At 35.4% G+C, this 13340-nt stretch carries 14 protein-coding genes and 1 tRNA gene; 8 read left to right on the top strand and 7 right to left on the bottom strand.

From position 1 onward, the window contains the following. Positions 1-12: 12 nt before the first annotated feature. On the bottom strand, positions 13-267 hold the full coding sequence (locus BLS89_RS06645; RefSeq protein WP_092736803.1) for a helix-turn-helix domain-containing protein: 255 nt from the start codon (positions 265-267) through the stop codon (positions 13-15). 148 nt (positions 268-415) lie between these two features. Here BLS89_RS06645 and BLS89_RS06640 point away from each other — a divergent pair, with 148 nt between their 5' ends. From BLS89_RS06640 to BLS89_RS06620, 5 genes are all read left to right on the top strand, one after another. Continuing rightward, complete coding sequence (locus BLS89_RS06640) at positions 416-688, top strand: hypothetical protein (RefSeq protein ID WP_092736801.1); 273 nt, start codon at positions 416-418, stop codon at positions 686-688. A gap of 12 nt (positions 689-700) precedes the next feature. Beyond that, the gene (locus tag BLS89_RS06635; protein ID WP_092736800.1) at positions 701-1009 is read left to right on the top strand and encodes an SH3 beta-barrel fold-containing protein; all 309 of its coding nucleotides are present in this window, start codon (positions 701-703) and stop codon (positions 1007-1009) included. A gap of 7 nt (positions 1010-1016) precedes the next feature. Then, positions 1017-1391 (top strand): hypothetical protein, encoded by a 375-nt coding sequence (locus BLS89_RS06630; protein ID WP_092736798.1) that lies wholly within the window; start codon positions 1017-1019, stop codon positions 1389-1391. Positions 1392-1481: 90 nt separating this feature from the next. Then, positions 1482-1994, top strand: a complete 513-nt coding sequence (locus BLS89_RS06625; protein WP_245688907.1) for a winged helix-turn-helix transcriptional regulator — start codon at positions 1482-1484, stop codon at positions 1992-1994. Positions 1995-2070: 76 nt separating this feature from the next. After that, positions 2071-3411, top strand: coding sequence for a hypothetical protein (locus tag BLS89_RS06620; protein WP_092736796.1), 1341 nt, complete (start codon positions 2071-2073; stop codon positions 3409-3411). 670 nt (positions 3412-4081) lie between these two features. Here the strand turns inward: BLS89_RS06620 and BLS89_RS06615 are convergent. From BLS89_RS06615 to BLS89_RS06605, 3 genes are all read right to left on the bottom strand, one after another. Continuing rightward, a tRNA-Arg gene (locus BLS89_RS06615) sits at positions 4082-4153 on the bottom strand. Positions 4154-4158: 5 nt separating this feature from the next. After that, positions 4159-5919 carry a TonB-dependent receptor gene (locus BLS89_RS06610; RefSeq protein ID WP_092736794.1) on the bottom strand — a complete coding sequence of 587 codons (1761 nt, stop codon included), beginning with the start codon at positions 5917-5919 and terminating at the stop codon, positions 4159-4161. A gap of 19 nt (positions 5920-5938) precedes the next feature. Beyond that, entirely contained in the window at positions 5939-8905 is a 2967-nt protein-coding gene (locus BLS89_RS06605) for a tetratricopeptide repeat protein (RefSeq protein ID WP_092736792.1), read from the bottom strand. 451 nt (positions 8906-9356) lie between these two features. Here BLS89_RS06605 and udk point away from each other — a divergent pair, with 451 nt between their 5' ends. Genes udk through rsgA form a run of 3 tightly spaced genes read left to right on the top strand, consistent with a single transcriptional unit; the run spans position 9357 to position 11299 of the window. Beyond that, positions 9357-9980, top strand: coding sequence for a uridine kinase (gene udk / locus BLS89_RS06600; protein WP_092736790.1), 624 nt, complete (start codon positions 9357-9359; stop codon positions 9978-9980). Then, a complete protein-coding gene (locus BLS89_RS06595) occupies positions 9980-10354 on the top strand; it encodes an FtsB family cell division protein (RefSeq protein ID WP_092736788.1) in 375 nt (124 codons plus the stop codon). Before udk ends, BLS89_RS06595 begins: the two co-directional genes overlap by 1 nt. Positions 10355-10366: 12 nt before the next feature. After that, on the top strand, positions 10367-11299 hold the full coding sequence (rsgA, locus tag BLS89_RS06590; RefSeq protein ID WP_092736853.1) for a ribosome small subunit-dependent GTPase A: 933 nt from the start codon (positions 10367-10369) through the stop codon (positions 11297-11299). 61 nt (positions 11300-11360) lie between these two features. Here the strand turns inward: rsgA and BLS89_RS06585 are convergent, their stop codons facing one another. The 3 genes from BLS89_RS06585 to BLS89_RS06575 all read right to left on the bottom strand — a co-directional run bounded on the left by BLS89_RS06585 (position 11361) and on the right by BLS89_RS06575 (position 13255). Continuing rightward, a complete protein-coding gene (locus tag BLS89_RS06585; RefSeq protein ID WP_092736786.1) occupies positions 11361-11900 on the bottom strand; it encodes a hypothetical protein in 540 nt (179 codons plus the stop codon). Between the two features lie 56 nt (positions 11901-11956). Beyond that, on the bottom strand, positions 11957-12148 hold the full coding sequence (locus BLS89_RS06580; protein ID WP_092736784.1) for a hypothetical protein: 192 nt from the start codon (positions 12146-12148) through the stop codon (positions 11957-11959). Between the two features lie 456 nt (positions 12149-12604). Further along, positions 12605-13255 (bottom strand): metal-dependent transcriptional regulator, encoded by a 651-nt coding sequence (locus BLS89_RS06575; RefSeq protein WP_092736782.1) that lies wholly within the window; start codon positions 13253-13255, stop codon positions 12605-12607. Positions 13256-13340 lie beyond the last annotated feature (85 nt).

Raw genomic sequence — 13340 nt, 5'->3', positions numbered from 1 at the left:
CAAATATAGGGATTATTTTTTGATATATCCGATAGAGCGATATGTATCACCTACTTTTTCAAATAGTTCCCTGTATTGGTTTGGTTTAGATGATTCTATAAGTTCCAATACATCAACATCTAAAACTGAAGCTATTTTTAAAAGTGTTTCAAGGGTAGGATTACCATTTATAGTTTTACTAAATCCTACTGGACTAATCCCTAACTTTTGGGCTATTTCACCCATTGATATGCCTTTTTCTTTAGCAATTTCTTTAATCCTTAACATAGTTATATGTATTTATAATCAGGTGCAAATATACATATAGCTATAAAAATATAAGATAAATTATAAATAAGAATATAAAAATATTTGCTTAATTAAAAATATATCTATAAATTTGCACAATAAAATTAAACATATACATATAAAAAATATGAAGCTGTACATAGACATCCCCAGCTTTATAAACTACGGCAAAGAAACGATAACGCAAACCTTTGAATGCGTATACCTACCCAATGGTTACACTGCAGATGTAGAATTAGAGGCGGTACTATACACCAGTAGCGAAGAATGGGGCAAAGAAACCACGCTATGGGGTTGGAAGATTACAGGAGCCAGTTTGTTTAACGAAGCAGGCGAAGAGATAGAGCCACAAAAGGCACTAATAGATGAGTTAATCACAAAAATAGAGGTAGAAATATAAAACAAAAGAAAAATGGAAAATTTCAGAACCCAAGTATTTAAAAGAGCCTACGAAATAAAAAGAGAAACAGGCAAAGTGTGGGCGGTATGTTTATCCAAAGCGTGGCAATTGTATAGCCTTGCTAAAAAGATGAAGAATAACATCATTACTTTCTACTACGAAAAGAAAGACGGCACACTAAGAAAGGCAAAAGGGACACTAAAAGATGAGGTAATAACCTACACCTCAAAGGGTGGGGTAAGTAGCCCAAAAGTATTCACTTATTATGATATAGAAGTGGGCGATTTTAGAGCCTTTAAAGTAGCGAATTTTATCAAATAATACCATTATGAACACAACCAACGCAGTAAATAGGCTTATAGAGTTACTAAGCCCATACACAAATGAAAAAATAGCCAAGTACAGAAAGGCACTACAAAGGTGGACGCTAACAGAGCAATTACCACCATTGGACTTTAGAGAAAAGTTACATAAGATATTCCCAATTCAAATTACCAGTTTAATATCAGAGATATATTACCCACTTATAGAAACTATACTATACACTAATGGCGATAAATATAGAGTAAAACTAAAGCCTGCTATCCATATACAAGACGGTACAGATATGATAATGATAGAGGGTAAACCTTATATGGTGGTAGAGCGTGTAAAACTCAATCAGATGTATATTCAGCCTTATGGAAAAAGAGATAAGCTATAACGAGTTTAGAGAAAGAGTAAAAGGAATTAAGATAAAGCCCGAATAAAACAAGGGCTTACGGCTGAGGTAGATATATGAAAAGTGAATTAAATGAATACACTTAAACCCAAAAAACCCAAGCCTTTTTTGAAAAACCCACCGAAACCCAAACAAAAAAACATAACCAAAACCATTACAACTGTGAACGCACAAAAAGAAGCTTATAAAGCAATCGTAAATGAACTTCCTGAGAGGATGTTGTCAGTATTAAAACTTATCGAAAAGTTAAACGGGTGTACTTATTCCGAACTTGCAAGAGTTTACGGCATAAGTGCCAATTTGGTCACCAACCGAGTGAGCGACTTGCAAAAGGTGGGGCTGATAAAGAAGATAGGAACTAAAGAATATAACGGACGAATGCAAACTATTTTCAAAGTATGTACTGCAGATGAGGCTCGAAAGATACAACAGGACTTGTACATAGAGTACAGGACTAAAAGAGAAGAATTGGAGAGGGATTTTTTAACCCTTGCGGATAAATCGGAAACCACCAAGGATTTAATCAAATCACGGATAAATTACTATAAAACAAAAATAGATTTGCTGATGAGGTTTGTGGTTTAATCATAGATGAGGTTAAGGGCTTATATATGGTTTTTAACCTCATCATCTTAACACAAACACCTAATAACACCGAAATATGATAGACTACATTAGAGCAAGATATGAACCCCCTTATAATCTACCTACCGAGATAATAGATTTTAGCACTCAGGTAAATGTCGCAACAGGCGAAACAGACGGTAAAATGATAGGCAGGTACAGGAATATGAAGATAATACAGTACCCGTCTAAACAGGTTTATATAGAGGGCAGTCTGCATAAGTTTTTTAACAATGCGGATTTTAACGGCAACGATTTTAATCGTGATGACTTAGCCGTATCACTTTATGAGATAGAGCGAGTATTGGGACTGATACCTCAACGCCTGAAATTAACCAATTTGGAATTTGGGGTTAATATTGTACTTCCGTTTAACCCTCAAAAGGTACTGAATAATCTTTTGTTCTACAGGGACAAAGAATTTACCAAGAGCATAACGGCAGGTAACTTTAGAGAAGTAGAGCAAACGCAGTATTTTATCAAGGTTTACGACAAATGGCTACAATATAATGAATCACCACTTATAAACGCTAAAAAGGGGCAAAATAACAATGATATAGAGGTAATCATAAGTAACACTATTAAACCTAACACGCTGAGGTTTGAGGTTAAATATAAGCGTATGCAGAGGCTTAATGATATGGGCGTGGTTTACTTGTCCGACCTCATCAAAGACAACACCACCGAAATACTAAAAAGAAAGTTATTAGAATGTTTTAACGGGTTGTACTTTTATGATTTTACTATAGATACAAAGAAAATGACCGAAAGAGAAAAGGCGGTTATAAAAGATTATTGCAATCCTAATTTTTGGAGCAATATTGAACACAAACAGAAAAGGCATAAGAAGAGAAAAGATTATGATAAAATCGTCGTGAAACATAGCCAAAATATCAAGGCAAAAATATCGGATTTAATCACTAAAAAATGGGACGAACTTTCCACCAAAAAGGGTGACCAAATTACACAAATTGGAAACCCCAAAAAGGTGACCAAATTACAACTAGTATATAGGCGAAATAAGTCACCTTATTCCTCACCTCAGGAGCAGGGTAAAAAAGAGGGGGTAAAATCGTCGGCGACGGCGACGGAAAAAACGAGGCTTTGTGAGGTGACGAAATTGGATATTTCTATGCAGAAGAAAGGGAGTAAATTTTTATGTTTCACGGGGCTGAAATATTATTGGAAAAACGAGCGTTCAGTTTTCGAGGAATTGGAGCGTAAATATTTGCCGGTTAAGAAGCGAGGAGTAAATTTGGAGGACAAGATGTACTACATAGCCCACAATATTCGGAATAGTCGTTTTAATGCGAAACATAACAGGCTGAGGTTTGAGAATAGAAATTACCCACCTCATCAGATGTTTTTTGATTTTTAGGGTGCAGTACCAAGACGATATATGCCATATTTAACTCATAAACCTATCAAAAATTGATTTAAAATTGTCTATAATAGGTTTTGTTGTGTGGAAAGAAATTAATGAAATTTAGAGGGTTTAAAATCGTTTTTAATAAATCAACTGCTAAGGCTACCTTTGGCAGTTTTTTTTATTTGGCGTTAAACTGTATCAGAAACTGCATCAAAAACCGTGTTAATATTTGATACAGTTGTAAGTAAAATTTAATCCATATTTTCAATATTAATTTAAAGTAATAGCGAGGGTAAAGTGTAATAAAGTGTAATGTTAATAGTTGTGTCCATAATACGGACGCAAATGGTAACGCCAAAGGTACGCAAACGATAACGCAAATACATTAATCCTGAGTTATAGTTTTTTATCTCAATCATTGCAAAGCGATAGAGGAAATATATAGCGATAAAATAATAATACTTTATGACACTCTAAAAAAAAGAGGGTAAATATGGGGTGAAATGGGGTAAATAAAACGCTATATTTCTATTACGCTACTTCGGGGTGTATTTTTTACACCCCATTTTTTGTTTGATAAAATGATATAAAAATAAGTAAAACGGGTCTCGGTGGTTACAACGGTGGTTACAAAATAAATAAAACAACACTTAACTATCTGATTGCTAAGTGTTGTTTGTAGCCCCATGAGGAATCGAACCTCAACCTAAAGAACCGGAATCTTTAATTCTATCCATTAAACTATAGGGCCGTTTATTAAAATGTAAGTTTTATCCCTCCCAAAACTTGTGCTCCCAAAACCTTGTAACAATTGAATGTTTGGTACTTGGTGTTGAGAAGATTGTTTCCGATGGCAAAAATACTAATATTTTTCGTTATTCTATAAGATGCGGATAAATTTAGATCTGCATAGCCTCCAATTTTTTTGTTGGTATTTTCTGTGGAGATGTAGTCGTTGGGGTAGAAGTTTTCTTGAGAAACCTCAAATGCATTTGTGGTTCTATCACTCACGAAAATGCCTGTAAATCCAAGTTTTAGCTTTTTGTCCAGAAGTGTATATTGGGCATTTATCGTGGCCTGTATCAGAGGTCTGTAATAAGGTTTCTCCTTATCGTTAAGCAAATATTGTTGGAATTTCAGTTCTCCGTTTAATATCATATTTTCCAAAGGGAATACAGATATTTGCCCCTCAATCTCGCTCAGAGAAGCATCTCTGTAATAGGTGGAGAAAGCATTGTTGTAGTCATACGCCAACCTATTTTCGTCAGTATTTCTGTTGATTAAACCAATGGAACGGAAGAACAGCATATCGCTAATTTTTCCAAATCCGGCACGAACATTATACTTGATAAATTGGTCATAATCTCCTTTTATACCAAAATAAAAATGGTATTTTGTACGGGTAGGATTAAGCTCCAAATCCGGTGTCAAGTAAGGGTTTTCGGATAACAAGTCCGTGTAAGTGTTGAGTTTCAATCCTCCGTCTATACCACCGAAAAATTGCAGCTCGTCGCTTGCAGAAAATAGAATTTCTGCTTTTGGGAACCAATAAACCTTTTGTTGATTGGTCTGAGACATTAGAAGAGAAGAACGCTTATTATTGTAAAAAACAACATCAGAGCCTAAGCTAAGGTAAGAACGGCCGCTAAAAAACTGCAACTTAGGTTCTAATGAGCCGCTAAAAGTGTTGTATTTGTGATGGTCTAATGCATCAAACTCCGTAACGATAGTGTTTGCACCAAACCCCAAGTAGGCGTTTATAGAGATGCTTTGTCCTAATGACAGATTAAGTTTGGACAAATTCAGTTTTATATCGGCTTGGCTTTCGGAGCTGTTGAGTTTATCTTTCAATACGGAAGATTTTACCTTTACATTATCCAAATAATTATCGGAATAAAAATCGTAATAGCCATTGATATGGAACTTAGAATAATTCTGTTCTATATTCTTTACCAAGTCAGAGGTAAATCCCGAGATACCGTAGTAGTTGTAATTGTTCAGGGTAGCTCCGGCATCTACATTTAGTTTTCCGAAATCTCCGAAATAATTGAGAAATGCAGATACATTTCCATACCTCTGATGAGAGTCCCAAGCGTAGTCCTTTTTCAGTCCGGAGGTAGAAAGATAATGTACCACTGCACCTAATTCTACTTTGTCATTGAGTATTCCGGAGATCGCACCATCTGTTAAAATTTTGTTGTAATTCCCATAGCCGATTCGGAAGTAATTTTTTTGGTAATTTTCGGAAAAGTCCGGAGAAACATCTGTGCCTTGTATTGTCGAAGGTTTGAAATCCGGTACCGGTGGTCTATTGACGATTTGATATTTGAGGGTTTCGTTGGATTTTTCTTCGGGTGGAAAATTTTTCTCCACGACTACGGAAGTTTTTTTCTTTTCAATGCGTTTTACCTCCGGTTCTCTTTTTTTATTGAGGATAAGCCTCTCTTCTTTTATCTGAGAGAATGCTAACGAGGTACCACCTGCCAAAAATATAATGATTATTCTTAAAGGATTCATATTGGAAATATAATATCTGTTACTTAATTTCTTTTTTTACGGATTGAGCTTCTTGCACCACATCAGGGAAATCTTTATAATTCGCAATGATTTGGTCGCAGGTGTAGCTCGCTTGGTATTTGTCTTTCAGGGCAAGATAGTTTTTCGCCATTATCACTAAAGCTTTAGCCCCCCAATATTGTTCAGACGAGTAATTGTTTGCCAAGCGGAAAATAGTCTCATTACTGCTCTTAAATGCTTTGACTTTGTTTTGATAGTAGGCTTTTGCGTATAGAGCTTCTGCTGCTACACTTGGGTTGGACGATTTCTCTAATGCCGAATAAGCCGTTTTGGCATCTTTGTCTTGTCCTTTTCTCATTAGGTTGCGGGCTTTGATGATTTTTGCTTGTTCCCGTACAGACTCCGAATTTTTAGAGTTAGACAATACGATATTCGCGTATGCCTCTGCCTTGTCCAAATCTTTTTTCTTCGCATAGTACTTCATTAGCTCTTGGTTTGCGAAAGATCTTATTTTGGCATCGGTAGAATTGGCTGTGCCGAGAAGATATGGCAGTGATTTCTCTGATTCTTTTTTCTTGATTAAAATTTGGGCAAGTCTTACTTGTGCATCTTCTTGATAATCGTTTTGTGCGGCTGCTACCGATTGGAACACTAGAAGTGCTTTTGTGTCATCATCATTTTGATAACAGCTTTCGCCTAACTCATATTGAGCTTGGTACCCCCTCTCGCCATTAGGGTTTTCGCTAAGGTATTTTTCGTAATAAGGTATCGCCTTTGCGTATTCTTTTTGGGCATAGAGTTGTTGGGCATTAGTAAGATTGATTTCATCAATATCCGATTGTTCTAAATTTATACCTAAGTTTTGGGCAAATGATTGATAGCCTGCGGTATCTCCATTTTTCGCAAATATGGAACGGGCAACTTGCACAATCTTACTGGCATAAGCCGTATTCTTATACTTTAATCCTAATTTTTTGAGTTCGGAAAGTGCCTTGTCATTTTGGTTTTCATCTGCTAAATTTTGAGCTTTGTAAATTTCGGCATTAGCAATGATATTTTTATCCTTAGCCTCTTTGATTACTTTGCTCAGATAGTCGTTAGATTCTTTATATTGCCCGTTTGCAGCGTATGCAGAGGCTGTTTCGTAGAGTGCTTCGTCTTTGTATTCGGATTTAGGATATTGGGCTAAAAGTTTCTTCAGTGTGGCTATTTTAGCCTCTGTGTCGCCTTTAAAACCTAAGGCTAAAGCTTTTTGGTAAAGAGTATAGTCATCTGCCGTATCTGCTTTGTCGTAGATAGAAATGGCTTCGTTGAGTTGATTGTTGGCGTAATGGGTATCCGCCAATCTAAGCTCGGCATCTTTCTTAAACTTTTCTTTTGGGTGGGTTAAATAATCTTTGAAATAGTTTTGAGCTTTTTGGAAATCCTTGTTTTTGAAATAAGCATAGCCCAAATCGTATCCCAGCTGTTCTTTTTCTTCATAATCTCCGCTCTGTAGTTTAAGACTTTCAAATGTCGCGATGGCTTTGTCGTAGTCCCCTTGTTGATAATAAGATTGCCCCAGCCAATACTTGGCTTTTAGCTCAAATTTTTTATTAAAATTATATTTAAGGCTTTTCTGGAAATAGGCTTCTGCCTCTTGATAGTTCCCTTTGTTGTAGGCTTCTACCCCCAGCATATAGGTAACCTCTTGCTCTATTTTTTGGGTTTCTTCCGTCGGTTTATCCATTTTTTTTAGGGCTTCTAAAGTCTGTTTATAATCTCCGGAATAGAGGTAAGACTTTGCGAGTAATTTTTTCATTTCCGCATTAGAAGAACTACGAGGATAGCGGTCTATAAACCCTTGGAGTACCTTAGGTGCCGCCTCGTAAGGATTCCCAATATCGTAACTTAGTTTGGCATATTTAGCTCCGGCTAATTCTTTGATTTGAGCATCGTAATTCATTTGATAAGCCGAACGGTACGCCGATAATGCTTCTTGCTTCTGATGGTTTTCTAAATAAGCATTCCCCAGTTGATAATAAGCATTTTGGGCTAATGCTGATTTCTCGTTCAGGATTTGGCTGTAATAATAAACCGCTTCTGTATAGCGTTGCAGTTGTGCCGTTACAAATCCCATTTCGTAGAGATCATTCATCGTAGGATTTTCCTTGGCGTCCAAATATTTTTTGAGATAAGGATAGGCAGAGTCGTAATCTTTTTTCATAAAATAGCATTCCCCTACGATTTTATTGACTTCTGCTCTGTATTCCGTGGTAAGCTGGTCATCTGCCAATAAATCTTGCCCTTCCGAAATAGCTCTATCGTAATCTTTTTGACTGAAATAAAGCTGTACATAATAAGGTTTTACAAGGTTCTTGTACTTTGGCCGAGTCTTTATCATATCAAAATATTCAAATGCTTTTGCATTATCCTGCTGCTGATAGTAGAGATGCCCCAGCATATAGGCTATATCGTTCTTTTCAGACAAATCAGCAGAACGATACGCTTCGTTGAGTGTTTGCGTAGCATTTTGTAAATCTCCGAGCATAAATTGAGCATAGCCTAATTTTAGTACATACTTAGTGTTTTCTTTTGAAGAAAGCCCTGCTTGGTTTACTTTTTTCAGAGAAGCAATAGCTTTTTGAAAGTCTTTTTTTCTAAGATAATAATCTGCCAGAGGAGCATTAGCTTGCTCCATAAAGGCGCTGTTGGGGTGGGATTTCATATATGCCTCCAATTGCTTATCGGCATAAGGTTGTCCAAGAATAACACCAATGACATTGTCAAAGAAAAGTGCTGCTTCTCTTCGGGTTTCACCGAGATTTTGATTATAGAAGTATTGTCTTGAATACTCATACTGAGAGGCATTATATACCTTTGTTTGGTAAAGGTTTTCGGCTAAATGATACCGAAAGTTTTCTTTATCGTTGAAATACAGAGACTGCTGTGCCTGAATGCTATAGCCGAAAAGTATCGTGGTGAGTAAAAGTTTATTTCTGTTCATTCCTAAAAATAATAGTCGTTCAAGGAGGATGTTAAATAATCAACGAAAATAATGAAAACTTATTGTTTGAGCAAATAATTTATTATTGTGGTGCACTATTGGTGGGTTAGAATAATGGAAGCAGTGTGGAGGTAAATAATAGAATTGCCTGTTCGGTATCAGAAATCTAGATAATTCCCACAATATCATTTTTCAACAATACTCTATGAGCCTTAGATAGAGGGCGTATTTTGCTCTTAGGGAGAACCTTCATAAAGAGCTAAAATCAAAACCTAAATTTAGGTTTATAGGAACGTTTGAATTTATTATAAAATTAAATAAAATTGATACAGATACATTCAAAAGAAATGTTTGTTTGTACAGAGGCTAAATAATGTGGGAATTCTATTTTTTTTAGTCGTAATATATTTTCTTTTGGATAAGAATATGTATCTTTGTCAAAACTAAAAATATGCTCGTTATCGGTATCGCAGGTGGGACCGGATCCGGGAAAACCACTGTAGTTAATAAGATCTTGAAAAACCTCAATGCAGAAGGAGAGGGGGTAAATGTACTCTCGCAGGATAACTATTATCACGACAATCAAAATCTATCTATGGCAGAAAGGGAAGCTCTCAACTATGATCATCCTAAGTCTATTGATTTTGAACTGCTTAGAGAGCATGTGAAGGCACTCAAAGATGGGCAAAGCATAGAACAGCCGGTGTATTCTTTTGTAACCCATTCGAGGACAGGAGGTTTTGTAAAAGTAGAGCCTAAAAATGTACTGATTGTTGAGGGGATTTTAGTTCTTACGGATAAGGAATTATTGAAAGAATTTGATGTAAAACTCTATGTTCACGCAGATTCAGACGAACGCCTTATCCGCCGTATAAAAAGAGATACCCAAGAGCGAGGTAGAGATTTGGAAGAGGTGCTGTACCGCTATCAAAATACGCTGAAGCCTATGCATCAAGAGTTTATAGAGCCGTCTAAGAATGTGGCAGATATCATTATCCCAAATATGAAACAAAATCCTGTAGCCATAGACTTTTTAACTACCGTTATCAATAACTCTCTGAAAAAATCACACTAATGGAAGAGCCTCTAAAAACTCCTAAAAAAGAGATTATCCCTATAAAGAAAAAATCTCTGGCAATGCGTTTTTTTATGAAGTATATCGTCAATAAATATACGATGACTATTTTGGGATTTATTGTCTGGATGATTTTCTATGACAATAATTCTTACCTTGTGATTAACGAGCTTAATGGTGCTATCAATAAATACGAGCAAGAAAGAGCCTATTACAAATCTGAATACGAAAAAAACGATTCTCTTTACAGAAAACTAATGTTCATAAAAAGTGAGAAAGAGCGTTTTGCCCGTGAGAACTACTTTATGAAAAAACCTGATGAACAAATATTCATCTTGGTGGCAGATAGTACCAATGTCAGTAAAAACAAATAATCATTGAAAACCATAAGGGGGCTTATCACAAAATCTACGGGAAGTTGGTATCAGGTATTGGATACAGAGCATCACACTTTCTATGAGGCAAGAATAAGGGGGAAATTCAAATTAAAGAAAACAAGACTCACCAATCCCATAGCTGTGGGAGACTGGGTGTCTTTTCAGCTTGAGCCGGACGGAGTAGCGTGGATTACCGAAATAGAACCAAGAAAAAACTACCTTATCCGTAAGTCTGTGAACCTCTCCAAAGAGGCACATATTATAGCATCTAATATTGATATTGCGTGTTTTCTTTACACCCTGAAAAGCCCTGAAACTTCACTCGGTTTTTTAGATCGTTTTTTAGTCTGCTGCGAGGCTTATAATATCAAGCCTTTGATTTTATTTAACAAAATAGATATTCTGGATGAGGAGGAGCTCAGCCTCATCGCCGATATACGAAAAGACTACGAAAATATTGGCTACCAAACGCTCGATATATCCTCTCGTAATGCAATAAATATAGAACTATTAAAATCCATACTGAAAGATAAAATCTCTGTTTTTTTCGGGCATTCCGGTTGCGGGAAATCTACGTTGGCAAATACATTGCAGCCCTCACTTAATCTAAAAACTTCTGAAATATCGGATTATCACCTCAAAGGGAAGCATACCACCACTTTTGCACAAATGCATTTTTGGGATTTTGGTGGGAGTATCATAGACACACCCGGCGTGAGAGAATTTGCGATGATAGATGTTCAAAAAGAGGAAATACAGCACTACTTTCCGGAGATATTTGAGGCTAAAGAGTCTTGTAAATTCCATAACTGTATGCACCTGAATGAACCTAAATGCGAGGTGATAACCAAAGTAGAGAACGGGACCATATGCACCAGCCGCTATGCAACCTACCTCAAACTATTAGAAGAAGCCGAAGAAGTAAAGTCTAACTTTTTTTAGACTTTATTTAAAATTTAAATGGTATCTAAAACAAGTTTTGTCCAACATTACAACATCAATCTTACAAGTGAAAAACGACTCCGATGTTTGGAATAAAGTCATTGCTGGATACACTTTTATTTTTGTTGTACAGTACATTATACATTCCTCCGATTTGAAGGTAAGCAGCAATGTCTATTCGCTGTATATAACCAGCCCCAAGATACAGGGCTGCTTTATCGTTATTGTATTTTAAGCCGGTTCCTTTATGTTTGATATTGATGAAATTTCCCTGAAATAAAGCCTGTGTATAAAAATGTCGAGAAATATAATAATTTACATAAGGTCCCACACCTAAAATCAAAGAATAAGAATTACTCTTCCCCCATAAAATATTAGTCGCAAGCCCTGCTTCTAACAAGTAGGTAAATCTATACCCTACTCGTGGAGAAGCGTAAATGGAATAGTTGCTGCTTCCAAATCTACTTCCAATACCTGTATATCCCCAAAAAGCCCACTTCCGTATAGAGGCAGGGCATTCTGCTAGTATAATTTTCTCTTTTTGTTGTGCTGAAATATACTCGAATATCAACAAAAATAACACATAAAATATCTTTTCCATTTTTATAGTATTTGAAATACACTCACTAAGGTATCATTTTAAATTATTTTATACAACTAAATTCCAACTAACCAATAAGCTATATTTGTAAAAGAGGTCTTTCCGTATGTAAAATTTTTCTTAGTTTTAGGTTTGAATAATTGAAAAATCAAATTTTTCTCTCTATTAGAAACATCATCTAATGCTCCTATTCTATTGATTCCACACTTTTCCAAAACTTTTATTGAGGTTAAATTTTTAGGTCTCATCAAGCCATAAATTTCTGATTGACATAGTTCTTTAAATCTCTAATAAATAGCAAGTGTAGCCTTTATCCCAAAATGGTTGATCAAAACGAAATCCTAAATTGAGTTTAATATTATTTATATAAAAGTAATTAGACAAATCATCAACCCCAATGATAATTTTAGTTTTTTTTCTTTTCGGTAATAGCTGAAGTGTCGTAGCTATATTTTTTTCAATGCTTTATCATTTCACGGAATATCTTTTATGCTGTATCAGAATCTATTATTCCGAAAGGATTGAAAATATTATTTTGGGGTTTAGAATTTATTTCATAGAAATGCTGTAATTGATTTTCTTTTAATTTATCTAAAGCAAGACTATCTGTGGTATATACACTTTCTATATTTATTGATTATCAAAGAACTAAAATAGTATTTGTTTTTTTATAATGAATATAACCCCAAAAAATATTTTAAAATTTAAACCTTAACCAATAGTTTATCACAAACCATTTTACTGAGATTGATTTCTTTACCGGCAATATCTACAGTGATAGATTGGTCAAATTTCTCTATTTTATTGATTTTTATACTAATACCTAAGCTTATCTTTCTGTTGTTTAGGAAGTTTAAAAAATCCTCTGTATCTACTGTTACGGAAACCAGCTCGTAGGTTTTGCCTTCTTTACATTCGCTAAGTTTTTTTAGATGCTGGTGGATGACATTTCCGTCTTTATCGGGGATGGGTTCGCCATGCGGGTCTATTTTAGGGTAGTTGAGAAGTTCGTCCATTTTATCAAAGAAAGCTTCGGAGTGGATATGCTCCAGTTGCTCTGCTATTTTATGAACATTTTCCCAGCCAAAGCCCATTTTCTCTACCAGAAACATTTCGGTAAGTCTGTGTTTCCGTACAATAATGGCTGCTTCTTTCAGCCCGAGTCTCGTTAAAACAATAGGTTTATAATTTTGGACAACTACCCATTCTTTCTGTGCGAATTTTTTCATCATACTATTCACGCTGGGCATTTTGATATCCAGATATTTGCTAAGTTCGTTTACGGTGATGGTATTATCCTCTTTTTTAAGATGGAATAATGCTTTTAGATAGTTTTCTTCTGTTAAAGAATTCATAACAAGGTTATTGTCTACTACAAATATATACTAATTCTAAATCTAAGAATATTAATTTTTGTTAAAAATTTTTTTTTCGGCACGA

It is taken from the genome of Riemerella columbipharyngis, assembly GCF_900101995.1.
GTDB classification, from domain to species: Bacteria; Bacteroidota; Bacteroidia; order Flavobacteriales; family Weeksellaceae; genus Riemerella; species Riemerella columbipharyngis.
The sequence above is the reverse complement of the archived record's forward strand: the minus strand, read 5'-3'. Positions and strand labels throughout refer to the sequence as shown.

What these genes read in the sequence shown, in the direction of transcription:
- BLS89_RS06645 (WP_092736803.1), bottom strand. Translation starts at nt 267, where the DNA reads ATGTTAAGGATTAAAGAAATTGCTAAAGAAAAAGGCATATCAATGGGT.
- BLS89_RS06640 (WP_092736801.1), top strand. Translation starts at nt 416, where the DNA reads ATGAAGCTGTACATAGACATCCCCAGCTTTATAAACTACGGCAAAGAA.
- BLS89_RS06635 (WP_092736800.1), top strand. Translation starts at nt 701, where the DNA reads ATGGAAAATTTCAGAACCCAAGTATTTAAAAGAGCCTACGAAATAAAA.
- BLS89_RS06630 (WP_092736798.1), top strand. Translation starts at nt 1,017, where the DNA reads ATGAACACAACCAACGCAGTAAATAGGCTTATAGAGTTACTAAGCCCA.
- BLS89_RS06625 (WP_245688907.1), top strand. Translation starts at nt 1,482, where the DNA reads ATGAATACACTTAAACCCAAAAAACCCAAGCCTTTTTTGAAAAACCCA.
- BLS89_RS06620 (WP_092736796.1), top strand. Translation starts at nt 2,071, where the DNA reads ATGATAGACTACATTAGAGCAAGATATGAACCCCCTTATAATCTACCT.
- BLS89_RS06610 (WP_092736794.1), bottom strand. Translation starts at nt 5,919, where the DNA reads ATGAATCCTTTAAGAATAATCATTATATTTTTGGCAGGTGGTACCTCG.
- BLS89_RS06605 (WP_092736792.1), bottom strand. Translation starts at nt 8,905, where the DNA reads ATGAACAGAAATAAACTTTTACTCACCACGATACTTTTCGGCTATAGC.
- udk (WP_092736790.1), top strand. Translation starts at nt 9,357, where the DNA reads ATGCTCGTTATCGGTATCGCAGGTGGGACCGGATCCGGGAAAACCACT.
- BLS89_RS06595 (WP_092736788.1), top strand. Translation starts at nt 9,980, where the DNA reads ATGGAAGAGCCTCTAAAAACTCCTAAAAAAGAGATTATCCCTATAAAG.
- BLS89_RS06585 (WP_092736786.1), bottom strand. Translation starts at nt 11,900, where the DNA reads ATGGAAAAGATATTTTATGTGTTATTTTTGTTGATATTCGAGTATATT.
- BLS89_RS06580 (WP_092736784.1), bottom strand. Translation starts at nt 12,148, where the DNA reads ATGAGACCTAAAAATTTAACCTCAATAAAAGTTTTGGAAAAGTGTGGA.
- BLS89_RS06575 (WP_092736782.1), bottom strand. Translation starts at nt 13,255, where the DNA reads ATGAATTCTTTAACAGAAGAAAACTATCTAAAAGCATTATTCCATCTT.